This is a genomic window from Mucilaginibacter sp. P1_D10 (assembly GCF_056406215.1).
The window spans coordinates 363,941-389,493 of the sequence record NZ_JBFUAP010000001.1 but is presented as its reverse complement, the minus strand read 5'-3'; the positions used below and the strand labels follow the sequence as shown (position 1 = coordinate 389,493).

Below are 25,553 nucleotides of genomic sequence, written 5' to 3'. Positions count from 1 at the left end.
ATTTAAGCAGTATTTACAATTTACTTATAATATAAATTTAAAAAATAAACGATTAGATAAATGAGCATAAAGCCCAAATTGAGCCGCTTCGACCTTACCATGATCGTGATAAGCCTGGTAATTGGCATGGGCATCTTTGGCACGCCCAGCGATGTTGCCGTTAAAGCGGGCAGTACCTGGGTATTCTTCGGTGCATGGATATTCGGTGGCATCGTGAGCCTTTGCGGTGCCCTCACCTTTGCCGAAATCGGTGCCCGCTACCCCACTACCGGCGGTTTTTACAAGGTGTTTTCTTACTGCTACCACCCTGCGTTCGCATTTATGATCAACTGGGTGCTGGTTATCAGCAACGCGGCGTCGGTGGCGGCCGTGGCTCTTTTGGGTGCCGAATATATTAACCCCATCCTGCTGCCTGCGAGCCTGCAAAACAGCCTGGGTACCAAACTCACCACCATACTTACGGTGTTGATGCTATATGGGATTAACTTTTTGGGTATAAAATTAAGCGCGCGTACCCAAAATGTGCTTACCATATTTAAGGTGGGGATGATATTGGTGCTATGCGCCGCCATCTTCAAAAGCGATAATGTACCTGCGTGGTGGGCCACAACCGTTACTAAGCCACAAGATAACATCGTCACTGCTTTCGGCTTAAGCCTTGTGGCTGTGTTTTTCACCTATACGGGTTATGCGCAAACTATCAATTTTGGGGGCGATATCATCAATCCCAAAAAGAATATCCCGCGTTCGATTTTTATCGGCATTGGGGTGGTAATTGTGTTATACCTTACCATTAATTACGCGTATTATAAAGTATTAGGTATTGAAGGATTACAGCACACCCACACGTTGGCGGCGCGTATGGCGGGCATCATATTTGGCCCCCTTGGTTCCAAAATCACATCTATACTGATGTTTCTTTCGGTAGTGGCTTATGTAAATGTGAACATCCTATCCAGTCCGCGGGTGTATTACGCCATGGCCGAGGATGGCATGCTACCGGCTATTTTTAAACGGATAAACCCTAAAACACAGGTGCAGGAGTTCGGCATGAGCTTTTTCGTGTTGGCTATTCTGGTTATCCTGTTCTTCGTGGGCACGTTCAGCGATATGCTGCGGTATGTGATGTTTTTCGAGACCATCGGCGTATCCATTGCCGCAATGGCCATTTTTATCCTCCGCAAAAAAACAAAAGACCTGGACACCGCGGGCATTTACACCATCAAATGGTTCCCGTTGGTGGTGCCTGTGCTTTTTATACTGGCTTACTGGTTCGTTACCATCAACATCTTCGTTTCTTTTAAAGAAAACCCTTACGCCGCGCTATTTTGTCTGGCGGCTTATGCGCTGGGACTGGGGATATACTACATTAGCGTAAAAAAGAAACGGGAAGCGGCTTAAAGGGCATAAGGGTTTGCTATCTCTAAGCCTTTAACCCTGTCAAAATCTTTAACATTACGGCTTAGGATAGCCAAGCCATTGGCTAAGGCGGTAGCTGCAATTATTGCGTCAGGGGTTTTTAAGTTTGTGTGAAGCCGGATATCGATAGTTTTGTTTACAATTTCCGGGGTAAGGTAGTCGTAGACGGTTGCTGATTTAACAAAACTTTTTAGCTGTAATAATTCTGCTTCAGAAGCATTTTTACTACTGAACAATTCGATATGCGTAATAACCGAAATTATGGGTTCAATAGAAAATAATAGACTTTTGGCATCTTCCGGCAACCGTCCATTAAAAAAATCAATCAATACGTTTGTATCAATTAAATATCTCTGTCCCATTCGTTACGGCCTTTTTCTACTTGCTTATGTAATTCGTTAGCTGTTTCATCGCTAATGATTCCCCAAAAATTCGCCATTCCGCTTTTCTTTGGTTCCTCATCAATCAGCTCGTCAACAGCATACACCAGCACTTCCAACTTCTTGCCAACATACTTTTCAGGCACAGATATACTGATATCTGTTTGCTGTGGGGTGATGCTTGTTTTAACCATGGTTCTAATATACCATATAAAGATAAGTAATTAAAAAATGGTTTGGATTGATTGGCACAGCACAATTTAAATCTTTTTAAATTATTTTAATAAGTATTTTGTTTTTACAAATTAACTTTAGTAAGTTTGTAACAATGATGAATATCCTATCATTAAATATCGCGTACTACTGTTCCTCGTTAAGGGAATTAAATTTTATAGTTAATTGGTTGGTAAATCCCCGCTTCGGTGGGGATTTTTTTTGTGCCAATTTTTTGGGAGTAAAACACAAGCAAAATATATCGGAATTTTTATGGCAAGATTAAATTTACTGGAAGAGACACGGTACGAGAAGCTGCCGGTTAGCGTTTATGCCGACCAGAAAGCGGCATCGCTGGCGGTAGCGGCGAGGATAGCGGCTTTGATTCGCGGCAAGCAGGCTTTGGGGCAACAAACCGTTTTGGGTTTGGCCACCGGCGTTACGCCTATCGGCGTTTATGCCGAGCTCATCCGCCTGCATAAGGAAGAAGGGCTTTCTTTTAAGGATGTGATCACCTTCAACCTTGATGAGTACTACCCGATGAAGCCTGATGCCGCCCAAAGCTACGTCACTTTCATGAATGAGAACCTCTTCGACCATATTGATATCGATAAAAACCTGGTACATATTCCCGATGGCACTTTGGCACAGGAAGACGTCGCCGCTTTCTGTTTGGATTACGAAAGGCAGTTGTCGGAACTTGGCGGCCTGGATTTGCAATTACTGGGCATCGGCCGTACCGGCCACATCGGCTTCAACGAGCCGGGCTCCGCGCCTAACTCGGGCACGCGTTTGGTGACGCTGGACGACCTTACCCGCCGCGATGCTTCGCGCGATTTCGGCGGCAAGCAGAACGTGCCTACCAAAGCCATCACCATGGGCGTTGGCACCATATTCAAGGCAAGGGAGATCATCCTGATGGCCTGGAGCGCGAAGAAAGCATCCATTATACGTAAGGCCGTAGAAGGGGAAATTTCCGGTGATGTCCCTGCGACCTTCTTGCAACTATCCGACCATGTGGAGTTCGTGCTGGACGAAGGTGCAGCATCGGGTTTAACCCGCTTCGATACGCCATGGTTGGTGAAAGATTGCGTTTGGGACAACAGTTTGAAGAAGAAAGCAGTGATTTGGCTATCCTGCACCGTAGGCAAGCCGATACTGAAGCTGACCGAAGAAGATTACAACAACCATGGCATGGCGCAGCTGGCCGTAGAGCAGGGGCCTGTTTACGATATCAACATCGATATCTTTAACCAGATACAGCATACCATCACCGGCTGGCCGGGCGGCAAGCCGGGTGCAGATGACAGTCAAAGGCCGGAGCGTGCAGAACCGGCACGCAAGCGTTCTATCGTGTTCTCCCCACACCCGGATGATGATGTGATATCTATGGGCGGCACTTTTATTAGGCTTGTAGACCAGGGGCACGATGTGCATGTAGCTTACCAGACATCGGGCAATACCGCCGTTTGGGATGATGACGTACTGCGCTACGTAGAGTTTGCCATCGATTTCAAAGAAAGCGTTGGCGAGGATGCATCGGAACTGAAGAAATTATATGGCGAGATGCGCCACTTCATCGAGAACAAACTGCCCAACCAGATAGATACCCAGGAGATACGCAACGTGAAGGGTTTCATCCGCAAGACGGAGGCCATCGCCGGCGCAAGGTTCGCGGGCGTGCCCGACAGCAATATCCATTTCCAGGCTTTGCCTTTCTACGAAACGGGAAAGACCAAAAAGAACGCTGTTGGCGAAGAGGATATCCTATTAACCATGGAACTTTTGCAAAAAGTAAAACCCCAGCAGGTATTCGCCGCAGGCGATTTCGCCGACCCGAACGGGACGCATATCGTTTGCTTCAACATCATCCTGGCTGCTTTGACCCGCCTCAAAGAAACCGAGGACTGGGTAAAAGATTGCTGGATGTGGCTGTACCGCGGCGCATGGCACGAGTTCGCTACCCACGAAATTGAGATGGCGGTGCCACTTTCGCCTGCAGAGGTATTGCGCAAGCGCGATGCCATCTTCAAGCACCAATCGCAAAAGGACCGCCCCGTGTTCCCCGGCGATGATGCCCGCGAGTTTTGGGTGCGCGCCGAAGACCGCAACCGCGAAACTGCCGTTAATTACGACAAACTCGGCATGGCGGAATATGCAGCCATGGAGGCGTTTGTGAGGTATCATTACTAAGGAGAAATCAACTAAATCTCACATATATCCAAAGAGGCACGGGCAACCGTGCCTCTTTTTTGTTTTCCTAGAGACGCAATATTTTGCATCTCTACCTTTAAACCACCGTGTCATTGCGAGCGATAGCGCGGCAACCTCATAGGACATTCCGGCCTGCAAAGTTTGCCACCTGTCTTATGAGGTTGCTTCGTGCCCCGCAATGACATGGTTAAAAAATATTTATTGAAGACACAAAATATTGCGCCTCTACAAACCTATCTTCTCATTAACCAACCGAATTATTTCTGCCTCGGCAGCAATGGCCTGTTGCTCCAGATGCTCTCCCTTATTCAAAATATCATCCACGAATGCCTTATCCTTATAACCCGAAGCATTTATCTTTACATTCATAAAGGCACCCAATACTGCCGAACGGGCGCAAAGGGCGGCCACACCCGCATCGCTAACAGAATTTGGGTTACCTGTTTCTACCATTGCCTTTATCAGCGTCAAACTTTCAAACGCGGTTTGCATTACCTTAAAAGGTATTTCTATGGCATATTTGGTAGCATCCTGTATAGCTCTATCGCGGGTTGCCTTTTCTTCATCAGTACCTTTCGAGAGGCTGAATGCTTCCATAATTTTATTGAACGCCGCAGTATCCAGGTCAACCAGTCTTAACAATTCGTCTTTATAAACCTGCCCCTGCTCCGCCCAGTTGCTAAACTCTTCCCAGCGGTTATCCCAGCCTTTTTTGTGCGACGACAGGTTGGCCACCATCGTAGCCAGCGAAGCCCCCAACGCCCCCATATAAGCCGAAATGGAACCACCGCCCGGTGCTGGGCTTTCGCTCGCGGTTTCGTCGGCGAACGCAGTTAAGGTCATGCCTACTAATTTGCCCGCTCCGGCATCCTGCAATAAGTATTCAATAATACGCTCGCCCGGATTAAATGGCCCCAACTCATCCAGCCCCATCGATTTAATGGCTATCTTGATCAGTTCCGCCTCGCTCACCCCTACCGAGCGCTGTTGCTTCCGCAGGAAATATTTACCGGCATCCAGCATGGCCTTCAATGGGATCAGCCCCACCAGTTCGCTGCCGGTTACACGGATGCCGCGTTCATTTGCTTTTTTGCAAACTTCATCAAAGGCGATATGTATGGGTGTAACCTCGATATTGGTAAGGTTCATGGAGATCTGGGCCACGCCATATTCCTCAATATACCAGCCTATGGCTTTTACGCTTTTTAGCGAGCCGGGGATGCTTTTCGGCTTACCGTTCTCATCGCTCACAACCTTGCCGCCTTCCTGCATTACACGACCGGCTTCGCGCACGTCAAAGGCAATGGCATTTGCCCTGCGGGTGCTGGTGGTATTCAGGTTTACGTTATAGGCTATCAGAAATTCGCGTGCGCCAATTACGGTTGCACCCCGTTTTACATCATTCTCTGCCGGGCCAAAATCCGGTTTCCATTGCGGCAGTTTTATCTTCTTAAAAAAACCTTCGTACTCACCCGCCCTGATGATCGATAGGTTGCTGCGGCTTTTATCCGGCTGTGCATACTCATACAAATACGCCGGTATCTGCAATTCCTCACCCACTCGTTTGGCCAGTTGCCTGGCGTATTCGGCCGTTTCCTCCATCGTAATGTTGGCAATGGGTATCAGCGGACAAACATCCGTAGCGCCCATCCTGGGATGTTCGCCTTTCTGCTTGCTCATATCAATAAGCTCGCCGGCCTTTTTAATCGCCAAAAACGCAGCCTGTATCACCACCGATGGTTCGCCTACAAAGGTTACTACGGTACGGTTTGTGGCCTTACCGGGGTCAACATTCAGCAGGCGAACGCCCTCTACCGATTCAACCTCGTCGGTTATTTGTTTGATGATAGCCAGGTTTACGCCTTCGCTAAAATTGGGTACGCATTCTATTAGTTTATTCATTGGGTCATTGAGTCATTGGGTCATTGCTGCTGGTCCATACTGTGGACGGTTTCAATTTCCCCTGGTAATATAGTATTTCGCGGTAGTCGGCACAGGGGTAGGCTTGCATATCGGCAAGCATTCCTGGTGCTAATATACCACGGTTTGTTATTTTTAAAGCTGCGGCAGCGCGATAGGTTAATCCCGCAAATACTTCGGCTGTTGTTAATTTTTCGGAGGCGCTCATTATGGCCGCCTGCATCAGCAAGTCGCCCATCGGGGCCGAGCCGGGGTTCCAGTCGCTGGCTATGGCAAGGCAGGCACCGGCATCCAGCAGTTTGCGGGCGGGTGCGTACTGCATCCCCAACCCTAAGGATGCGCCGGGCAAAGTTACCGCAACGGTATTGGAATTGGCCAATTGTTTTATTTCGGCTTCGCCGGATGCTTCCAAATGGTCGGCAGATAGTGCACCGGTTTCAACAGCTACCCTGCTGCCGCCTGCTGTAAACTGGTCGGCATGCACGGTGATATCAAAACCCATATCTTTGGTTTTATTCAGGTAAAACAAAGAATTTTCTGCGCCAAAAGCGCTTTTTTCAATAAATATATCTACCCTCCCGGCAAGGTTTTCCAACTTTATTATAGGTAGTAATTCATTCAGCACATATTCCAAATACTCGCTTTGCGACCCATTAAAATCTTTCGGCACCATGTGTGCGGCCAGGCAGGTGGGAACCAACTTTGCTTTGGTTTTTAAAGACGCCGCCTTTATCGCACGCAACTGCTTTAGCTCTTCTGCCAAACTTAAACCGTAGCCGCTTTTTACTTCGATGGTGGTTACGCCTTCTGCCAGATGGCGGTTTACGCGTTGCGCCAATGAATCTTCCAGTTCGCATTCCGTTGCCAGCCGCGTTTGCCCAACTGTATCCCATATCCCCCCGCCGCTTTGAGCTATTTCCAAATAGGTTTTACCTGCTATCCGCATAGCGTAATCCTTCGCACGGTTACCGCCGAAACAAATGTGCGTATGGCAATCTATAAAGCCCGGGAGTAACACTTGCTGGATGATAATTTCTTCTATTTCTGCCCCGGGGTTTTGTTGCCGCAGCTGTTCAAAATCGCCAATTGCTAATATCCGCCCACCCTCCGTCAGCACACCACCGTTGCTGATAATATGCAATTGCTCATCCTTCAGCGCGCCTTTTAAAGGCATGCCGGTTAAGGGAAGTATTTGGGTAAATGGGCCTATTAGTTTTTTCATTTGTTATTCCTTTTCTCCGCACAGCGATGGGTTTGAAATCCATCGTTATGTTAATCAGCGTTATAACCACGCGTCATTGCGAGGTACGAAGCAATCTCTACGCAGCACCGTCCACTATGCAAGTCGCTCTTCTAATCGGGAGATTGCTTCGTACCTCGCAATGACGTAATGGCAAGTTCCGTCTTACGGACTTTCGGACTTCACACTTTCGGACTCTCAAATCACCACACCTTCAACCCAAACCTGTCTGCCCATTCGCTGGCTTTATCGTAACCTGCATCGGTATGGCGGAAGATACCCATCGCCGGGTCATTATGCAAAACGCGTTTCAGGCAGGTTGCGGCGCGGTCGGTGCCATCGGCAACTACTACCATGCCCGCGTGTTGCGAGTAGCCCATGCCTACCCCGCCGCCGTGATGGAATGACACCCAGGTTGCCCCGCCCGAGGTGTTCGCCATCAGGTTGAGCAACGGCCAGTCGGACACCGCGTCCGAACCATCTTTCATCGACTCCGTTTCGCGGTTGGGCGATGCTACCGAGCCGCAATCCAAATGGTCGCGGCCAATAACTATAGGGGCTTTTACTTTACCTGTCGCCACTAAATCATTCAGTATCAGCCCAGCCTTTTCTCGTTCGCCCATGCCCAGCCAGCAAATACGGGCGGGTAAGCCCTGGAAGGCGATTTGTTTTTGCGCCTTCTCCAGCCAGTTGATCAGCGGCTTATTTTCGGGGAAGGCTTCCATCAAGGCCCTGTCTGTTGTATAAATATCTTCCGGGTCTCCGCTGAGAGCAACCCACCTGAATGGCCCTTTCCCTTCGCAAAAAAGCGGACGGATAAATGCCGGCGTAAACCCGGGGAAATTAAAGGCATCCGGCTCGCCGCCCTGCCGGGCAAACTCGCGCAGGTTGTTGCCATAATCAAAGGTGATAGCGCCCTGCCTTTGCAGTTCCAGCATAAACCCTACGTGGCGGGCCATGCTTTTCAGCGAGAGACGTTTGTATTGCTCCGCGTCTGCTTTGCGCAGGTCCAGCGCTTCATCCAAACGTAAACCGTTAGGGATATAACCATTCAATGGGTCGTGTGCGGAGGTTTGGTCGGTAAGCATATCGGGCACGATGCCGTCTTTTATCAAATGCTCCAGCATATCGCCGGCATCGCTCACCAAGCCAACCGAAAGCGTTTCGCCTTTGGCCATGGCATCCTGTACCCAGGCAATTGCCTCGTCGTAGGAGTAGGTCAGTCGATCTATGTATTTACTATCTATTCGTTTTTGGATGCGGGTTACATCTACATCGGCACCTAAAAATACCGCACCCGCCATGGTGGCAGCCAGCGGTTGCGCGCCACCCATGCCGCCAATGCCGGCGCTTACAATAAGTTTGCCGGTTAGGTCACCGCCAAAATGCTGTCGGCCTGCTTCCACAAAGGTTTCGTAAGTGCCTTGTAAAATACCTTGTGTGCCTATGTATATCCAGCTGCCGGCGGTCATTTGCCCGTACATCATCAGCCCATCCGCACGCAGTTTATTAAAATGCTCCCAGGTTGCCCAGGCGGGTACCAGGTTGCTGTTGGCTATCAAAACCCTAGGCGCCTGCGGATGGCTACGGATGATACCCACCGGCTTGCCCGATTGTACCAACAAGGAATGCTCCTCGTCCAGTTCCAGCAAAAGTTCGATGATTTTCCTCAACGATTCGGGGTTGCGGGCCGCCTGGCCAATGCCACCGTACACCACCAGTTCGTCGGGGTTTTCGGCTACCTGTCCGTCGAGGTTGTTTAGCAGCATACGCAAGGGAGCTTCCGTTTGCCAGCTTTTGGCGTGCAGTTGGTTGCCTACCGGTGCTTTGTACACCGGGTGACTGGCGTATGTTTTAATAAATTCCGAACTCGTCATCGTTATTTAAATTGATGTTATGTTTTTTGGCTGCATCGTCGGCAACTGCCTGAAATTCGCCGCTTATAATGAGTTTGTGCAGGGCATTAATGTCCTCCGCAAAAATGCGGTCTTCGTTGATAAAGGGCACATGCTTGCGTACTAGCTGGTGGCAAGCCTCGATAACAGGAGTTGATAAAAGCGGCCTGCGGAAATCCAGTGCCTGCGATGCGTAAAGCAGCTCGATTGCCTGGATGTATTCGATATTATCCAGCACCATATGCAGTTTGCGCCCGCTGATGGAGCCCATGGAAACATGGTCTTCCTGCCCCAATGAGGTAGGCACACTATCGGCACTGGCCGGGAAACAAAGGGTTTTATTTTCGGTAACCAGCGCGGCGGTGGTGTACTGGGGTATCATCAGCCCAGAATTAAGCCCGGCGCCGTTGGTCAATAATTTTGGCAAACCGTAGCGGCCTTCGCTCATGAGGTAGCAGCGGCGGTCTGCTATGTTGCCTAACTCAGCAGCGGCTACGGTGGCATAATCCAACGGTAAAGCCAAGGGCTGCCCGTGGAAGTTGCCACCGCTGATGGTATCCTCCGCAGAAAAAACAACCGGGTTATCGGTAACGGAGTTGAGTTCTATCTCCGTCAATTCCTTTAAGTGGAGCCATGCATTGCGCGATGCGCCATGTACCTGCGGCATGCAGCGCAGCGAGTAAGGGTCCTGCACGCGGTTGCAATTAATATGATCCTTGTTAATAGCCGAGCCATCCAAGAGGGAGGCTAATCGTTGTGCTACATATTTTGTCCCTTTATACGGACGAATAGCATGCAGCCTCGCATCAAAAGGTCTCGACGAACCCATCAGCCCCTCCAGCGACATGGCACCTATCAGGTCGGCAACGTTTAAAGCATTGTTAAGGCGTTCCACCGCTTTAATGGCGAACGATAATATAAACTGCGTGCCATTGATAAGCGCGAGGCCTTCCTTCGGGCCTAAAATAAGCGGCTCTAAGTTATGCTGCTGCAGTATTTTGCCTGCGGGATGCTTTTCGTCGTCTACAAAAACCTCCCCCAAGCCCAAGAGGGGCAAAAACAAATGTGCCAGGGGTGCGAGGTCGCCCGAGGCACCTACCGACCCTTTTTCGGGTACTACAGGTATCGCATCGTTATCGATGTGCCATATCACCCGCTCCAAAGTTTTTGGGGAGATGCCCGAATAACCCTGCGCCAATGCCTGCACCTTGGTGATAAGCATTAGTTTGGCTATTTCCTTTGGGATGGGTTTCCCTACGCCTACGCTATGGCTTTTGAGGATATTGCTTTGCAGCAGGCTAGTGTCTTTTTCTGATATGCTGGTATCGCAAAGCGGGCCAAAGCCCGTGTTGATGCCGTAAACAGGCTTTTGTGCCTGGACTATCTTTTCTACTTCCTTCCACGACCCTGCGATTCGTTCCGCCGCTTCGTTATTAATAACGCCCTTCACTTTTCCCGAAGCGATATCAAGGGCTGTACCTATCGATAGGTGCGCAACGCCATAATTAAATTCATCCATGGCTTACGGGGTTTAAATTCAATTTTTCGCTTACAGTGTTCGCGAAATCTGCCGAACGGAATAAGTTTTCCATAGCGGAGATTGCAGGCAGCAACTGCACAGCGACGGCATCACTTTCTGCAAGTTCCATCATACTCGTATTAATAGCTTCCCAAATAGGGAGTATTTGATTAAGAATGGCCTTCCCTTTTTCGGTAAATTGCACCAACTGCCTGCGGCCGTCATCGGTACAAACCGAGGTTTCCACGATATTTTTATTCTTCAGGTTGGTAATCAGCTGGCTTGCCGCCGGGTGCGATACCTCGGTTTGCTCGCTTAATTCTTTGATGGAAAGCGACTCGTTCTTCGACAGTAAGTAAAACACCGGGAACCAGCTTGCCTCAAACTCGATTCCCTCGTTTTGATAAATACGGTTTATTTCCGCCAAAAAAGTTTCACTCATCCGCCGTAAGCGACTGCCTAAAACCAGGTATCCTAAGCTTTGGTACAAATTCATGATGCAATTTATATAAGTACTTATATAAATGCAAGGATTATTTATTAACAGCACGGTTAAATGTCTTAAATCAACCGTAAGAGGCTGCATTTACCCCACATCACCTAATCAATTAAATTGCATCTTTGTTATAATCAATTAAAATTCAACCTATGGAAAAGCTGACATTCGACGTTGAGATAAACGCCTTGCCTCAAAAAATTTGGGACGTACTTTTTACTGATGAGAACTATCCAAAATGGACCGAAGTTTTTTGTGAGGGCTCGCGCGCTGTTACCGACTGGCAACAAGGCAGCAAAGTACTGTTCCTGGATAATAAAGGCAGCGGCATGATTGCCATAATAGAAAAAAGCGAACCCGGTAAGCTGATGGTATTTAAATGCACCGGCGAAGTAAAGAATGGCGAGGAAAGCTATGATAGCGAATTCGCACAAATGGTGAACGGTGCAACGGAAAGCTACACACTGGAAAACCACGACGGCACAACCCTGCTCACCGTAGAATTGGCCGGCGGCAGCTTCCCAACGGGGGTGATGGATTTTTTCCGTGATGCTTGGCCAAAGGCGCTGGAAAAGGTGAAAGAGCTGGCGAGCCCCCCAACCCCTGAAGGAGGAGCTTTTGATTAGCAGTGAGCAAAAGCACTCACCAAATCGTCCTTGCGAGCGATAGCGCGGCAATCTTCGGCAAGCAGAGTCCTTTGCAAATCCGCCCTGCTTGCCGAGGATTGCCACGTCGCCCCTTCACCACAGCCCCCATCGCGACTCGCAATGACGTTGGGGTAAATGAGAAAGGCTTCGCGAATCGCGAAGCCTTTCTCATGAATCTTATAAACGTTCACCTATCAACCACCCAGTGCTGCTGCACCGCTTACAATTTCGGTAAGCTCGGTGGTGATGGCTGCCTGGCGGGCCTGGTTGTATGAAAGTTTTAGGGCTTTCAGCAAGTCGCCGGCGTTTTCGGTTGCCTTGTCCATCGCGGTCATACGTGCGCCGTGTTCAGATGCGTTAGAATCCAATACTGCGCGGTACAACTGTATTTTTATGTTTTTAGGTATCAACTGCTCTACTATCTCTTCTTGCGAAGGTTCCAGTATATAGTCAACCTGTGCCTCTATCTTGGCATCTTTTGTTTTCAGTACTTCTTCCTTCTTTGCTTCTGGTTTTGGTACAGGCAACAATTGCTCGGCTATCAGGTATTGCACGGCTGCGTTGCGGAAGTGGTTATACACCAATTCTACGCGGTCGTAATCGCCATTGATAAAACCTTGCATTATCGATTCTGTAATCTTCGATGCGTTGATGAAGTTCAAATCCAGGTACAAGTCGTTATTGTTGCCGATAACGTTGTACTTGCGACGCTGATAGTATTCCTGGCTTTTTTTACCGATAGCTACGATAGATACGTTGCCCGCTTTAAGCTGTTCGCTGTATTTCTCTGCTATCAGGTTATTGGCGGTTTTGATAACGTTGGTGTTGAACGCACCCGCCAAACCACGGTTTGATGATACAACCACAACCAATACACGTACCGGCTCGCGTTCCTGCAGGTATGGCGATGCACCATCCTCTAAACTTGCCGATAAGTTCGCTAACAAATCTTTCAACTTATTAGCGTATGGGCGCAATTGTACGATAGCATTGGTTGCCCTTTTCAGCTTTGCTGCCGAAACCATTTTCATGGCTTTGGTAATCTGCTGCGTAGAGCTTACCGATGATATCCTGTTTCTTACTTCTTTTAAATTAGCCATTCTTTTACGATGTGCAAATTTTAGATGTGCAGATGTGCAGATGAATGCAGCATTACACGATTTATTTAATGTGCAAATTTCAGGCGCGCATCATTTGCACATCTGAAATCTGCACATCTGAAATTAATACTTACCTGCCAGTTCTTTAGCTACTGTTTCCAGTACGCCTGTCAACTGCTCGTCGAATTTACCTGCTTTAAGGGCAGCCAACACTTCCGGGTGGCGCGCCTCTAACTGACTGGTGTATTCGCTTTCGAATTCTTTGATTTTATTAACCGGTACGTTACGCATCAGGTTTTTTGTACCTAAGTAGATTATCGCAACCTGCTTCTCAACCGTTACCGGTGAGTACTGCGCCTGCTTTAAGATCTCTACGTTACGTGCACCTTTATCGATTACGTTTTTGGTAGAAGCATCTAAGTCCGAACCGAATTTAGAGAACGCTTCCAACTCGCGGTATTGAGCCTGGTCAAGTTTCAAGGTACCGGCAACTTTCTTCATCGATTTGATCTGCGCGTTACCACCCACACGAGATACCGAGATACCTACGTTAATTGCGGGACGGATACCTGCTAAGAACAAGTTCGACTCCAGGAATATCTGCCCATCAGTAATCGAGATTACGTTAGTTGGAATATATGCTGATACGTCACCTGCCTGTGTTTCGATAATCGGCAATGCGGTTAATGAACCACCACCTTTTACGATGTGCCTGATCGACTCAGGTAAATCGTTCATTTGCTGAGCAATGTTATCATTAGCATTTACCTTTGCAGCACGCTCTAATAAACGGCTGTGCAGGTAAAACACGTCACCAGGATAAGCCTCACGGCCCGGTGGACGACGAAGTAACAAAGATACCTCGCGGTAAGCAACAGCTTGCTTAGAAAGATCATCATAGATGATCAAAGCAGGGCGACCTGTATCGCGGAAGTACTCGCCAATTGCAGCACCTGCAAACGGCGCAAAGAATTGCATGGTAGCAGAATCCGAAGCGTTAGCCGCAACGATGATAGAGTATGGCATAGCGCCGTTCTCTTCAAGCGTGCGTACAATGTTTGCAACGGTAGAGGCTTTTTGGCCGCAAGCTACATATATACAAGTTACCGGCTTGCCGGCATCATAAAACTCTTTTTGGTTGATGATGGTATCGATACAAACCGCAGTTTTACCTGTTTGGCGGTCACCAATAACCAACTCACGCTGGCCACGGCCGATAGGGATCATTGCGTCGATAGCTTTGATACCTGTTTGCAGAGGCTCGGTTACCGGCTGGCGATAGATAACACCCGGAGCTTTACGCTCTAAAGGCATTTCGTAAGTTTCGCCAAGGATCGGGCCTTTACCATCAATAGGGTTACCTAAAGTATCCACAACACGGCCAAGCATACCTTCACCTACGTTGATAGATGCAATACGATTGGTACGTTTTACGTTATCGCCTTCTTTGATATCGTCAGACCTTCCCAGCAATACCACACCCACGTTATCTTCTTCAAGGTTCAAAACGATACCTTGCAAACCGTTATCAAATTCAACCAGCTCACCTGATTGTACTTTAGTTAGTCCGTAAACACGTGCAATACCGTCACCCACCTGGAGTACGGTACCCACTTCTTCTAATTCAGATTCTGACTTGAAGCCTGCTAATTGCTGACGCAAAATTGCCGATACTTCGTCTGGCCTTACCTCTACCATTTTTCGAATTTATTTTAGAGTTTTAATTTAATATTATTTAGTTGCAGCTTGTGCAAAGTCTTTCTTCAATTTCTTTAAGCTGGTGGCAATGCTGGTATCAACCTGCCTGTCGCCAACCGTAAGCACAAAACCGCCTATTAGTTTAGGGTCAACCTTATCGGTTAACTTAACAGTACCGCCAATGGCTGCTTGTACATCGGCCAACATTTTAGCTTTGTTGGCTGCTGATAACGGCGATGCGGTGGTAACCCTTGCATTGGTAATGTGGTGTTTCACATCGTAAAGGCCAATAAATTCGGTAGCGGTAGTGTATAACACTTCGCCACGGCCTTTATTCACCATGATATTTAAAAACGCGATAGTTACCTTGCTAACTTTAGGGCCAAACACTGCGGCCAGTATGCTTACCTTTTTGCTGTGCGAGATGATAGGGTTAGCTAAAACAGCACCCAACTCGGGGTTTGCCTTTACGGTTTTCAGGAACAGCTCCATATCGCCCTTAACCGCTTCAACAGAATTCTGCTCTGCGGCTAAGTCAATCAATGCTTTTGCGTACCTTAATGCTACTGTTACTTCTGACATATTCTTTATTGAGATGTGAGACGTGAGATTTGAGATTTGAGACCAGAGATTAATTTCTTATCTCAAATCTCACATCTAATATCTCATATCTAACTATAATTTCACTTCCTTCAACAACTCGGCAACCAGGGCATCCTGTTTGCTGGCATCTTCGAATTGCTTGCGCAATATCTTCTCGGCAATATCCAACGACAAAGTTGCAACCTGATTTTTAACATCAGCCATTGCAATAGCTTTCTGGTTGTTGATTTCTATACGGGCAAGCTCTATCTGGCGGGCACCTTCTTTATGCGCAGCATCTTTAGCTTCGCTGATGATGCTGTCTTTTACCTTTTTAGCTTCTGCAAGGATGGCGTCGCGCTCGATACGGGCTTGTTTCAGCAATGCATCGTTCTCGCTGGTCAAACGGGCCATTTCGTCCTTAGCGGCTTCGGCTTTAGAAAGCGAATCTTCTATGAAACGCTCGCGCTCGTCGATAGCGCCCATAATAGGCTTCCATGCAAATTTGGATAATAGCCAAAACAATACCGCGAAAGATACCGTGGTCCAAACTACGAGGCCAAAATCAGGGGTTACTAATGGATTCATTTTTATATATAAAATGTTAAACTTTCAGTTCTTTTAAATTAACCGTAGCTGCGGCCAATCGCAACAGGCTACGGTTAAAGATTTTTCCTTTACGGGGTTGATTATTTCAAGCCCAGGAAAGATACAACCACACCGAACAAAGCAGCACCCTCAACAAGGGCAGCAGCAATGATCATGGCAGTTTGGATCTTTGAAGCAGCTTCGGGCTGACGGGCGATACCTTCTACGGCTTTACCACCGATTTGACCGATACCGATACCTGCTCCGATTACTGATAAACCTGCACCAAGTGCAGCGATACTTCCAATCATTGTATTAAAATTAAAGTGAATATATAGTATATAATTATTTACAAAATTAGTGGTGATGCTCTTCAATTGCGCCGCCGATGAATAAGGCAGTAAGCAAGGTAAAGATGAACGCTTGCAATGCTGCTACCAGCAACTCCAGCACATCCATAAAAATCACGAAAGCAACCGATACAGGCGCGATGTACACCGATTTGAACACGAATATCAGCGATATTAAGCTCAGTACGATAATGTGGCCCGCTGTGATGTTGGCAAACAAACGTATCATCAATGCGAAGGGCTTTGATATGATGCCCACCAGCTCGATAACCCACCATAAAGGCCAGATCCAAACAGGCACATCGGCCGGAATGAAGATGTGCGCCCAGTAATGTTTGTTGCCGTTTAAGTTTACTACCACCAAGGTGATAACAGACAGCACCAGCGTTACCGCTATATTACCGGTAAGGTTTGCACCACCCGGAAAGAAAGGCACCAGGCCTATCAGGTTGTTTATCCATATAAAGAAGAACACGGTAAGCAGCAGCGGCATAAAGCGCTGGTATTTGTAACCGATGTTTGGGCGTGCAATATCGTCGCGGACGAAAAGGATAAGCGGCTCCATAAAAGATTGCAAGCCTTTTGGCGCTTTGCCCGCACGTTTTTTGTATGCCGATGATACGCTGAAGAAAATAACCAAAAGTATGATAATACCCATCCACATACTTACTACGTTGCGGGTGATAGATAAATCATAAAGTTTGGCGGTGGCGGCTTCGTCAACCTCGCCGGCTTCGGTAGCTATCTTAATCTTATCTTTAATCAGTGCATATTTGTAATTTTTACCCTGGTATAAAGCAGCGCCCTCTTCGGCACCTTCGGCATGCTCGAATTTGGATGACATGAAAACTTCTACGCCTTTATCAGTATAAACAATTACAGGCAGCGGCAGGTGGGTATGGCCTATGATATGCAGGGAGTGCGAATCGGCAATGTGCTCTAAAATAACTTCACTTGGCTCAAACGGCTTTTCGGTGCCTTCAGCGTGGTTTTCTTCAGAAAATGCCGGTATCGAAAATGCGGTCAGTGTTAAAAAAACGGCACAAATTCGTAAAAGTGTAAATATTTTTATTTTCAAAATCGAGCTATTATACATCAAAATAAACTTTTCTACTTCAAATTTTGGTTGCGCAAGTTACGCAATAACACAGAAACTTCAAAGGCTGTATTTAAGAAATATAGGTAAAAGAAATCGCCCACAAAAACAGCCTTGTTTACCTTGATTTTCATGATAAAAACCACCATGAATGCCAGGACGGCGAGCAGCTTAAAAACGGTTGTTGCTAAAAAAGTCTGGGCGTAATTTTCGGGGTTTACTTGTTTGGTAATGATAATAGCCACCATCACCAAAAAGGTAAGCCCGGTGATAAAGGCATACAACAGCCAGAAATAGGGCACCAATAAATTGGCATGGCCTCCAAACTGAAGCCCTACGGCAGGGAGGGCCAATAATATGGCAAATATGATAAATGCTATGATTGCGGTTTGGGTCTTCATTTTCTAACGGATCTGATAACTAAAAATAAGGCGATAAATACGCCGGTGAGGGAGAGTACAGCGGTTACCCATTTGGTTGCGTGGCCAGCACTTTCGTCAATCTTGTACCCCGCGAAGGTAAACACGCCGATGACAACGATCATCTGGAAAGCGAGTCCTGTGTATTTGGCGTAAGAACCGGCCTCTTTAGCGCCTTCTTCTACGTCGTTCGGTTCATTTTGTGCCATGGCGCAAATTTATTAATCCTATTGCATACTATTTAGTAAATTAGCGATGCTTTTTATATTACTTGGTTTACGAGCAAATAACCTGGATTGACTGCTAAATAATTTCTCGTAAAGCCGCCAAGGCACATAGGGATATGAAAGGGAAACTGTTGCGCTTTTGTGGGAAAATCAAACTCGAAGTGTATTATTATAGCGTTTATTCGTTATAAGTTGGAAATATCGATACTTTAATGAAATCTAAACCATTAACAAAAGCCGACGTTAAGTTCCTTAAAGAACTAAAGCAGGCTGTCAAAGAAGTTAATCTATATAAAACTGGCAAACTTAAGGGCAAGCCGTTGAATACCTTACTGAACCAATTATAATCTATCTATAAACATCATCCTTTGAGGCGTACACCTACCTATATCTTATCAAAACGAAGCATCCTTGCCCTGTTTGCTCTTGCCCTTTTCGTCGCCGGCTGCACGCTTGAAAAGAAGAGCGCGGTTAACCGTGCCTTGCAAAACCTCACCGCTCATTATAATATCCTCTTTAACGCGCGCCAGATACTACGGGAAAAACAAGCGGGCTATGCTGCTGCTTTCGTAGATAATTACGCCGAACTGCTGGCCGTTTACCAGGATACCGTTGCCGGAGGCGGCGCGCCGGATAAAGACCTTGATGCCGCCAAACAAAAGGCCAACGCCATCATCAGCATAAAAGAGCAAAGCCATTACATACCCGATGCATATTTGGTGCTGGGTCAGGCCAATTACCTCAACAACAACTATTTCGATGCGGTAGAGTATTTCAACTACGTAGTGCTTACCGCCCGCCCCAAGCAAACCCAACTGAAGCAGGAGGCATTGGTTTGGAAAGCGCGCGCGCTGCTATACCTTAATAAAACCGCCGAAGCCAAATTGATTATCGATACCGCAATCCAAAGCATCAACCCCAAGAAAAGGGCGCCGGCCGATATTTATGCTACCCTGCTGCAGTATTGTATCAATATACAGGAATACCCCGCAGCCGAAGAAGCCGCCATAAACGCTATCAAATACAGCAGCGACAACCTGCAGCGCATGCGCTGGACTTTTATACTGGGCCAATTGCAGGAATTGAACGGCAAACCTGCCGATGCCGCCACCAGCTACGCCCGGGTAGCCAAAAGCAACGTAACTTTCGATATGGCCTTCAATGCCGACCTTAACCGCATCCGCATCGAGGACAGTCGCGATGGGGTAAAGATAAGTCGGCTCGACCGCCTGCGCTCCCTGCTTAAAAATCAGAACAATGCGGAGTTTACCGACCAGATCTACTACCAAATAGCCCAGTTGCAATACTCCGACCGTAAAACAGACGATGCCATAAAAAGCTACAAACAATCTACCGGTTACAGCCAGCGCAATCAAAACCAAAAAGGCTTATCGTACCTCCGGCTGGCCGATATTTATTTTAAGGACAAAGCCGATTATACCCAGTCCAAAACTTATTACGATAGCACCCTGGCTACCCTGCCACCCACCTATCCGGGTTACATCACCATACAGAAAAAAGCTGATAACCTGCAACTGCTAACTGATAACCTTAAGGTTATAGCCCGAGAGGATACTCTACAGATGCTGGCCGGTATGGACGAACCCAGCCGTATTAAACGAATTGACGAGATGGCCAAACGCCAGGCCATTCAAAAACAAGCAGCTGCTGCGCCTGTGGTAAATAATGGCGCAACCAATACCCTTGGCGATCCCTTTGCCGATACGCCTTCGCCGCAGGCCAGCGTACCCAATGGGGGCAACTTCTATTTTTACAATACCAACGCGGTAAGCCAGGGCTATACCGACTTCAAACGCGTTTGGGGCAATCGCAAGCTGGAAGATAACTGGCGGCGCAGCAACCGCCAGGGCAGCGACCTCACCACCAACACCCTCAACACCGCCAAAAACGTGGATGTAAATGCCCTGCCCGATTCTATGCAGCGCAGCCCCGCCGAGGTGGAAGCCAATAATTTCAAGCAGGATTTGCTACAGAATCTGCCGCTCACGCCGCCACAGCTGGCACAATCCAACATCAAACGCTATGATGCCTACCTGGCTATGGCCAATTTTTACCGTGATGTGCTGGATGATAAAAAGGAGGCCGCAGCAGCCTACGAAAAGATACTTGAGCTGTTTCCGAATAACGACAGCAAGGCAGCCATTTATTATAACCTGTACCGCTTATACAGCGAAAGCAACGTGGCTTTATCCGATAAATATAAGGCCCTGGTTTTGAAAGAATACCCCGAAACGGCATTCGCCAAAACCATCCTCGACCCTGATTATGGCAAACGCCTCAACGATGCCGATACCGGCTTCGGCGTGCTGTACAACCAGGTGTATGACCTTTATGCCGCAAAAAAATACGCCGAGGTAGTTACCTCTGCCGATGGCTTATTGCAAACTTATCCTAATAACAAGTATGCATCGCAATTGGCTTATTTAAGGGCCTTCGCTGCCGGCCACCGTGAAAAACTGGCCCCGTTTAAAGCCGAACTGCAGCAAATAGCTGCAAAATATCCCGATGACCAGTTGATAACGCCGCTGATAAAACAGCACCTGGCCTACACAGATGCCAACCAAACTGAACTGGCTGCCCGCACTTTCATGATAACGGATAAGGACATTAACGAAGGGTTATTTACCATACCTATAGTGTATCAGCAGGAAAGCCCTTACCGCGTGCCTTATACCGGTGGCCCTATTGCTATAGTGCCCGATGTGCGCAAGCCCGAGAAAAAACCGGTAGCGGCTCCCTTGGTAGTTGCTCAGCCTTTACCGCCCACCGTTAAGAAACCGGATACCGTTGCAAAGGTGGCGGTGCAGCAACCTGTTAAAGAGCCGGTAATCATTCAGCCGAAAACTGATACGGTAAAGGCTCAGCCGGTGGTTACGCAGGCAAAACCCGATACGGTGAAGGCCCAGCCGGTGGTTACGCAGGCAGCTCCTCCCATACAGGAGCCTGTAACGCCGGTTACGCAACCTGTTATTAAAAAGCCATCTATTTTTAGCCTGCGCGATAGTTCGCACTATTTCTTTGCCGTAAATGTAAATTCGGGTACAACTAACCTGGCTTCCTCACGTTTTGGTTTTGGGCAATTCAACAGGGTGCAGTACCAGGGGCCGGCTATCAACCACAAGTTAAAAAGTGTGGGTAACGCTAACCAACTGATATACGTTGGCAGTTTTGCCAGCCTCGAAAAAGCTAAGGAATACGCACGAAGTATTGTGCCGCTGTTGCCCAATATTATGAAGGTGCCGCAGGATAAATACAGCTTTTTTATTATTACCGGGGAAAATCTGGATAAATTAGCCGACTCAAAAACATTGGATAGCTATATAGAATTCTATCAGCAAAACTATTAAGGTAAAATGATCATCACCAACAATAACCGCAACAATAAAAACAAGCTTACTACGCAGGATATAAAACGTTACAACTGGTATATATGGCGTTTCATTATCGGCTGTTTCGCAATGTTCGTCATCCTTATATTGCTTGTTGCCTTCCAGATATTCGGGCCGTTGCCATCGTTCCGCGAATTGGAGAACCCTAAGAGCGATCAGGCTTCGCAGGTAATTTCTTCAGATAGCCAGGTAATAGGCAACTACTATGTAAAAAACCGCACCAGCGTTACTTACAGGCAACTATCGCCAAACGTTATCAACGCGCTGGTTGCTACAGAAGATGCCCGCTTTTACGAGCATTCGGGTATCGATTTCAAGCGCACGTTCAGCATCATACTTTATAACCTGATAGGCAAAAAGCAGGGCGGCAGTACTATAACCCAGCAATTAGCGCTCAACCTGTTCTCTGAGCGCTCGCACAACCCTGTAAAGCGCATCATCCAAAAACTGCAGGAATGGATAACCGCCGTAAAACTCGAGCGCAATTACACCAAGGAAGAAATCATCACCCTATATATGAATACGGTAGATTTTGGCGCTTATAACACTTACGGCATTAGCGCGGCATCACGCACCTATTTCAATACCACGCCAGATAAGCTTACGCCAGATCAGGCTGCACTGCTGATGGGCATGATAAACGGCCCCGGCATCTACAGCCCAATCAATCACCCCGATAACGCCATCAAACGCCGCAATTTCGTACTGCGCCGCATGTACGAGGAAAATTACCTGAGCCAGGGGCAGGCCGAAGAATTCAAAAGGAAACCCCTTGGCCTATCCTTTAAAATAACCGACCATAACGAGGGCATGGCCACCTACTTCAGGGCCGTATTGAAAAAAGAGGTGCAGAAGATATTGGTAGATAAATCTATCCTGAAACCGGATGGTGTTACCCCTTACGACCTCGACCGGGACGGTTTGAAGATATACACCACCATTAATGCCACCATGCAGCAATATGCCGAAGACGCGCAACAAGAATACATGCGTGATCTGCAAAACCAGTTCAACACCCACTGGAAAGGCATAAACAAGTATAAAGCTATCCCAACTTTCAAAAGTTTGTTGGATAAGGGCATGCATCGGTCTGACCGATACCTGAGCCTAAAGCAGCAGAATAAAACAGATGAGGAGATAAGGGAAGACTTCAACACCCCAGCCAAAATGAATATCTTCACCTGGCATGGCGATATAGATACGTTGATGAAACCCATCGACTCCATCGTTTATTGCAAAATGATGCTGCGGAATGCTCTGATGAGCATGGACCCAACCACCGGTTACATTAAAGCCTGGGTAGGCGGTACCAACTTCGAGCACTTTAAATACGACCAGGTAAAAATGGGTACGCGGCAGGTAGGCTCAACAGCTAAGCCATTTACCTACACGGTAGCTATAGAAAATGGCTTTTCGCCTTGCATGCAGGTAAACAACGTCCCCATCACCATCACCGGTTATGGTGATGATTGGTCGCCGCGATCTTCGCCATCAGAAACCGTACCGGGGGTTATTACGCTGCGCACAGCATTGGCCCGGTCGCAAAACTGGGTTACGGCTTATGTAATGAACGAGGTAAAGCCACAGCCGGTGGCTGATCTGATTAAAAAAATGGGCATAACCAGCACTGTGCCGCCCTACCCTTCAATATGCCTCGGCACCTTTGATGCATCGGTTTTTGATATGACGGGAGCTTACAGTGCTTTCGCCAACGAAGGTATATGGACTGAGCCCACCTTCCTGCTGCGTATAGAAGATAAAAACGGCAACGTTCTTTATACTAATACACCGCGCGTGGTGCAGGCCCTAAACCCGCAAACCGCGTACGTGATGACCTATATGCTTAAGGGCGTTATACAGGAAGGTACCGGTTACCGCCTGCAATCAAAATACAAATTGACCAACCCTATAGGCGGCAAAACCGGCACTACCAACGATAACTCTGATGGCTGGTTCATAGGCATAACCCCGCAACTGGTTACCGGCGTATGGACAGGCTGCGAAGACCGCGACGTACACTTCCGCAGCACACGGCTGGGCGAAGGTGCCAACACCGCGTTGCCTATATTTGCCGGCTACATGAAACGCGTTTACGCCAACAATAAACTCGGCATAAAAACCAACGTAGATTTCGTTCCGCCGAAAACCGGCGCAGCCATTACCTTAGATTGCGGTGCTTATAGCCAACAGCAAAAAGGCACCAACGAGGTGGATAAGAAGTTAGATTTTTAGCCGCCTAACCCCCTGAAGGGGGAACAATTATGGAGGCTATTTAATAATGATGAAAAGAATTCCCCCTTCAGGGGGTTAGGGGGCTAATGGACAAATTCGATTACCGCGAAGCTTTAAAAAATATACCGCATAAACCCGGCGTTTACCAGTACTGGGACGTTGCGGACGAGCTGATATACATTGGCAAAGCTAAAGACCTGCGCAATCGTGTGGGATCGTACTTTAATAAGGATACCCAGATAAATGCCAAAACGCGCGTGCTGGTATCAAAAATACGCAAGATAACTTTTACCATAGTTGATACCGAAGTAGATGCATGGCTGCTGGAGAACAGCATGATAAAAAAGCATCAGCCGCGCTACAATGTGATGCTGAAGGATGATAAAACCTACCCCTGGATCATCATCAAGAACGAGAATTACCCCCGCATTTACTGGACGCGCCGCATCATACGCGATGGCTCAAAATACCTTGGCCCCTACGCCTCGGTAAGTATGATGCATACCATATTGGGGCTGATAAAGGAGACTTACCCCCTGCGAACCTGCAGCCTTAACCTTACCCGCGAAAACATTGAGAAGGGTAAATTTAAGGTTTGCCTGGAATACCAATTGGGCAACTGCAAAGGCCCCTGCCAGGATTACCAGTCTGAAGCAGACTATGATAACAGCATCAACGAAATTAAAGACATCCTTAGCGGCAAGATAGGTGCCGTAGTGCGCAATTTAAAAGGCGACCTGGAAAAGGCCGTCAGCGAACTGAACTTTGAGCACGCGCACCGGCTTAAACGCAAATCAGAATTACTGGAGAACTACCAGAGTAAATCTACCGTAGTAAACTCCTCTATTACCGATGTGGACGTCTTCAGCATCGCATCCGAAGAGAAATACGCCTTCGTAAACTACCTTAAAGTGATGAACGGCACCATCACCCAAACCCAAACCATCGAACTGAAAAAACGGCTGGACGAAACCGACGAAGAACTGCTCACCATAGCCATCACAGAGTTCCGCACCCGGTACGAAAGCGATTCCAAAGAGATTATCGTTCCATTCGAGATAGACGTAGAAGATTCGAAAATAAAATTCACCGTACCTAAGCTGGGCGAGAAACGCAAACTGCTCGACCTTTCGCAAAAGAACGTGATGTTCTTTAAGAAAGAGAAGATAGATCAGTACGAAAAGCTGAACCCTGATGTGCGTACAGACAGGCTGATGGAACTAATGATGAAGGACCTGCGCATGAACCGGCAGCCCCGCCATATCGAATGTTTCGATAACTCCAACTTCCAGGGCAAGTACCCGGTATCGGCTATAGTGGTGTTTAAAGATGGTAAGCCATCCAAGAAGGATTACCGCCACTTTAATGTGAAAACCGTAGTAGGCCCGGATGATTTTGCTACCATGGAGGAGGCCGTACATCGGCGCTACCGCCGCTTGCTTGACGAAGGCACGGAGCTGCCGCAGCTAATTATTATCGATGGCGGCAAAGGGCAGCTATCTTCGGCTATGAAGAGTCTGAAATTGCTGGGTATAGAAAAGCAGGTTACCATTATCGGCATTGCCAAAAGGCTCGAAGAGCTCTTTTACCCTGGCGACCAGTACCCCATGTACCTGGATAAACGCTCGGAAACCCTCAAAATAATACAGCAGCTGCGCGATGAGGCCCACCGTTTCGGCATCACGTTCCACCGCAAAAAACGCGATAAGGGCACCCTGGCCACCGAACTGGAACTGATAGAAGGCATAGGCAAAACCACCGCCGAGAAACTACTGAAATACTTCAAATCGGTAAAAAAAATACGCGAAGCCAGCGAAGAAACCCTGCAGGAAGTAGTAAACCTTAAGCAAGCCAAAGCTATCACCCAATATTTTAATCCCGCTGTGAGCGATATTGGTGCTTAAGTTT

General features: G+C 47.7%; 21 protein-coding genes. 6 read left to right on the top strand and 15 right to left on the bottom strand.

What is annotated here, in order from left to right; genetic code table 11:
• Positions 1 to 60: 60 nt before the first annotated feature.
• A complete protein-coding gene (locus tag AC1DYT_RS01715) occupies positions 61 to 1,401 on the top strand; it encodes an APC family permease (protein ID WP_477467928.1) in 1,341 nt (446 codons plus the stop codon).
• Here the strand turns inward: AC1DYT_RS01715 and AC1DYT_RS01710 are convergent.
• Entirely contained in the window at positions 1,398 to 1,781 is a 384-nt protein-coding gene (locus tag AC1DYT_RS01710) for a type II toxin-antitoxin system VapC family toxin (protein WP_477467927.1), read from the bottom strand. The genes AC1DYT_RS01715 and AC1DYT_RS01710 overlap by 4 nt on opposite strands.
• Positions 1,763 to 1,993, bottom strand: a complete 231-nt coding sequence (locus tag AC1DYT_RS01705) for a hypothetical protein (RefSeq protein WP_477467926.1) — start codon at positions 1,991 to 1,993, stop codon at positions 1,763 to 1,765. The genes AC1DYT_RS01710 and AC1DYT_RS01705 overlap by 19 nt, the downstream gene beginning before the upstream one ends.
• A gap of 292 nt (positions 1,994 to 2,285) precedes the next feature.
• Between AC1DYT_RS01705 and AC1DYT_RS01700 the strand changes: the two genes are divergently transcribed.
• Positions 2,286 to 4,205, top strand: a complete 1,920-nt coding sequence (locus AC1DYT_RS01700) for a glucosamine-6-phosphate deaminase (protein ID WP_477467925.1) — start codon at positions 2,286 to 2,288, stop codon at positions 4,203 to 4,205.
• A 246-nt stretch (positions 4,206 to 4,451) separates the two neighbouring features.
• Here the strand turns inward: AC1DYT_RS01700 and ftcD are convergent, their stop codons facing one another.
• The 5 genes from ftcD to AC1DYT_RS01675 form a co-directional block, all read right to left on the bottom strand.
• Positions 4,452 to 6,128: a glutamate formimidoyltransferase gene (ftcD, locus tag AC1DYT_RS01695; RefSeq protein ID WP_477467924.1), complete on the bottom strand. Its 1,677-nt coding sequence runs from the start codon at positions 6,126 to 6,128 to the stop codon at positions 4,452 to 4,454.
• 4 nt (positions 6,129 to 6,132) lie between these two features.
• Positions 6,133 to 7,368 carry an imidazolonepropionase gene (hutI, locus tag AC1DYT_RS01690; RefSeq protein ID WP_477467923.1) on the bottom strand — a complete coding sequence of 412 codons (1,236 nt, stop codon included), beginning with the start codon at positions 7,366 to 7,368 and terminating at the stop codon, positions 6,133 to 6,135.
• Positions 7,369 to 7,589: 221 nt separating this feature from the next.
• Complete coding sequence (hutU, locus tag AC1DYT_RS01685; protein ID WP_477467922.1) at positions 7,590 to 9,263, bottom strand: urocanate hydratase; 1,674 nt, start codon at positions 9,261 to 9,263, stop codon at positions 7,590 to 7,592.
• Positions 9,241 to 10,800 carry a histidine ammonia-lyase gene (hutH, locus tag AC1DYT_RS01680; protein WP_477467921.1) on the bottom strand — a complete coding sequence of 520 codons (1,560 nt, stop codon included), beginning with the start codon at positions 10,798 to 10,800 and terminating at the stop codon, positions 9,241 to 9,243. Before hutH ends, hutU begins: the two co-directional genes overlap by 23 nt.
• Complete coding sequence (locus AC1DYT_RS01675) at positions 10,793 to 11,296, bottom strand: MarR family winged helix-turn-helix transcriptional regulator (protein ID WP_477467920.1); 504 nt, start codon at positions 11,294 to 11,296, stop codon at positions 10,793 to 10,795. Before AC1DYT_RS01675 ends, hutH begins: the two co-directional genes overlap by 8 nt.
• 152 nt (positions 11,297 to 11,448) lie before the next feature.
• Between AC1DYT_RS01675 and AC1DYT_RS01670 the strand changes: the two genes are divergently transcribed.
• Positions 11,449 to 11,922 carry an SRPBCC domain-containing protein gene (locus AC1DYT_RS01670; RefSeq protein ID WP_477467919.1) on the top strand — a complete coding sequence of 158 codons (474 nt, stop codon included), beginning with the start codon at positions 11,449 to 11,451 and terminating at the stop codon, positions 11,920 to 11,922.
• Positions 11,923 to 12,137: 215 nt separating this feature from the next.
• On the opposite strand, the gene atpG is transcribed toward AC1DYT_RS01670, so the two are convergent.
• The 8 genes from atpG to AC1DYT_RS01630 all read right to left on the bottom strand — a co-directional run bounded on the left by atpG (position 12,138) and on the right by AC1DYT_RS01630 (position 17,985).
• On the bottom strand, positions 12,138 to 13,043 hold the full coding sequence (gene atpG, locus AC1DYT_RS01665) for an ATP synthase F1 subunit gamma (RefSeq protein WP_477459687.1): 906 nt from the start codon (positions 13,041 to 13,043) through the stop codon (positions 12,138 to 12,140).
• 123 nt (positions 13,044 to 13,166) lie between these two features.
• Positions 13,167 to 14,741: a F0F1 ATP synthase subunit alpha gene (atpA, locus tag AC1DYT_RS01660; RefSeq protein WP_477467918.1), complete on the bottom strand. Its 1,575-nt coding sequence runs from the start codon at positions 14,739 to 14,741 to the stop codon at positions 13,167 to 13,169.
• Positions 14,742 to 14,774: 33 nt separating this feature from the next.
• Positions 14,775 to 15,323, bottom strand: a complete 549-nt coding sequence (gene atpH, locus AC1DYT_RS01655; protein WP_477467917.1) for an ATP synthase F1 subunit delta — start codon at positions 15,321 to 15,323, stop codon at positions 14,775 to 14,777.
• A gap of 93 nt (positions 15,324 to 15,416) precedes the next feature.
• A complete protein-coding gene (atpF, locus tag AC1DYT_RS01650) occupies positions 15,417 to 15,911 on the bottom strand; it encodes a F0F1 ATP synthase subunit B (protein WP_477467916.1) in 495 nt (164 codons plus the stop codon).
• Positions 15,912 to 16,012: 101 nt separating this feature from the next.
• Positions 16,013 to 16,222 carry an ATP synthase F0 subunit C gene (gene atpE, locus AC1DYT_RS01645; protein WP_299502200.1) on the bottom strand — a complete coding sequence of 70 codons (210 nt, stop codon included), beginning with the start codon at positions 16,220 to 16,222 and terminating at the stop codon, positions 16,013 to 16,015.
• 46 nt (positions 16,223 to 16,268) lie between these two features.
• On the bottom strand, positions 16,269 to 17,339 hold the full coding sequence (gene atpB / locus AC1DYT_RS01640; protein WP_477467915.1) for a F0F1 ATP synthase subunit A: 1,071 nt from the start codon (positions 17,337 to 17,339) through the stop codon (positions 16,269 to 16,271).
• Positions 17,340 to 17,371: 32 nt separating this feature from the next.
• Entirely contained in the window at positions 17,372 to 17,758 is a 387-nt protein-coding gene (locus AC1DYT_RS01635) for a hypothetical protein (RefSeq protein WP_477459681.1), read from the bottom strand.
• Positions 17,755 to 17,985: an AtpZ/AtpI family protein gene (locus AC1DYT_RS01630; protein ID WP_477467914.1), complete on the bottom strand. Its 231-nt coding sequence runs from the start codon at positions 17,983 to 17,985 to the stop codon at positions 17,755 to 17,757. The genes AC1DYT_RS01635 and AC1DYT_RS01630 overlap by 4 nt, the downstream gene beginning before the upstream one ends.
• Before the next feature lie 386 nt (positions 17,986 to 18,371).
• On the opposite strand from AC1DYT_RS01630, the gene porW reads away from it, so the two are divergent.
• From porW to uvrC, 3 genes are all read left to right on the top strand, one after another.
• The gene (gene porW, locus AC1DYT_RS01625; protein WP_477467913.1) at positions 18,372 to 21,371 is read left to right on the top strand and encodes a type IX secretion system periplasmic lipoprotein PorW/SprE; all 3,000 of its coding nucleotides are present in this window, start codon (positions 18,372 to 18,374) and stop codon (positions 21,369 to 21,371) included.
• 6 nt (positions 21,372 to 21,377) lie between these two features.
• The gene (locus AC1DYT_RS01620) at positions 21,378 to 23,645 is read left to right on the top strand and encodes a penicillin-binding protein 1A (RefSeq protein WP_477467912.1); all 2,268 of its coding nucleotides are present in this window, start codon (positions 21,378 to 21,380) and stop codon (positions 23,643 to 23,645) included.
• 86 nt (positions 23,646 to 23,731) lie between these two features.
• Positions 23,732 to 25,549, top strand: coding sequence for an excinuclease ABC subunit UvrC (gene uvrC / locus AC1DYT_RS01615; protein WP_477467911.1), 1,818 nt, complete (start codon positions 23,732 to 23,734; stop codon positions 25,547 to 25,549).
• Positions 25,550 to 25,553: the final 4 nt, after the last annotated feature.

Coding starts and splice junctions, on each gene's coding strand:
- AC1DYT_RS01715 (WP_477467928.1), top strand. CDS start 61: ATGAGCATAAAGCCCAAATTGAGCCGCTTCGACCTTACCATGATCGTG.
- AC1DYT_RS01710 (WP_477467927.1), bottom strand. CDS start 1,781: ATGGGACAGAGATATTTAATTGATACAAACGTATTGATTGATTTTTTT.
- AC1DYT_RS01705 (WP_477467926.1), bottom strand. CDS start 1,993: ATGGTTAAAACAAGCATCACCCCACAGCAAACAGATATCAGTATATCT.
- AC1DYT_RS01700 (WP_477467925.1), top strand. CDS start 2,286: ATGGCAAGATTAAATTTACTGGAAGAGACACGGTACGAGAAGCTGCCG.
- ftcD (WP_477467924.1), bottom strand. CDS start 6,128: ATGAATAAACTAATAGAATGCGTACCCAATTTTAGCGAAGGCGTAAAC.
- hutI (WP_477467923.1), bottom strand. CDS start 7,368: ATGAAAAAACTAATAGGCCCATTTACCCAAATACTTCCCTTAACCGGC.
- hutU (WP_477467922.1), bottom strand. CDS start 9,263: ATGACGAGTTCGGAATTTATTAAAACATACGCCAGTCACCCGGTGTAC.
- hutH (WP_477467921.1), bottom strand. CDS start 10,800: ATGGATGAATTTAATTATGGCGTTGCGCACCTATCGATAGGTACAGCC.
- AC1DYT_RS01675 (WP_477467920.1), bottom strand. CDS start 11,296: ATGAATTTGTACCAAAGCTTAGGATACCTGGTTTTAGGCAGTCGCTTA.
- AC1DYT_RS01670 (WP_477467919.1), top strand. CDS start 11,449: ATGGAAAAGCTGACATTCGACGTTGAGATAAACGCCTTGCCTCAAAAA.
- atpG (WP_477459687.1), bottom strand. CDS start 13,043: ATGGCTAATTTAAAAGAAGTAAGAAACAGGATATCATCGGTAAGCTCT.
- atpA (WP_477467918.1), bottom strand. CDS start 14,741: ATGGTAGAGGTAAGGCCAGACGAAGTATCGGCAATTTTGCGTCAGCAA.
- atpH (WP_477467917.1), bottom strand. CDS start 15,323: ATGTCAGAAGTAACAGTAGCATTAAGGTACGCAAAAGCATTGATTGAC.
- atpF (WP_477467916.1), bottom strand. CDS start 15,911: ATGAATCCATTAGTAACCCCTGATTTTGGCCTCGTAGTTTGGACCACG.
- atpE (WP_299502200.1), bottom strand. CDS start 16,222: ATGATTGGAAGTATCGCTGCACTTGGTGCAGGTTTATCAGTAATCGGA.
- AC1DYT_RS01635 (WP_477459681.1), bottom strand. CDS start 17,758: ATGAAGACCCAAACCGCAATCATAGCATTTATCATATTTGCCATATTA.
- AC1DYT_RS01630 (WP_477467914.1), bottom strand. CDS start 17,985: ATGGCACAAAATGAACCGAACGACGTAGAAGAAGGCGCTAAAGAGGCC.
- AC1DYT_RS01620 (WP_477467912.1), top strand. CDS start 21,378: ATGATCATCACCAACAATAACCGCAACAATAAAAACAAGCTTACTACG.
- uvrC (WP_477467911.1), top strand. CDS start 23,732: ATGGACAAATTCGATTACCGCGAAGCTTTAAAAAATATACCGCATAAA.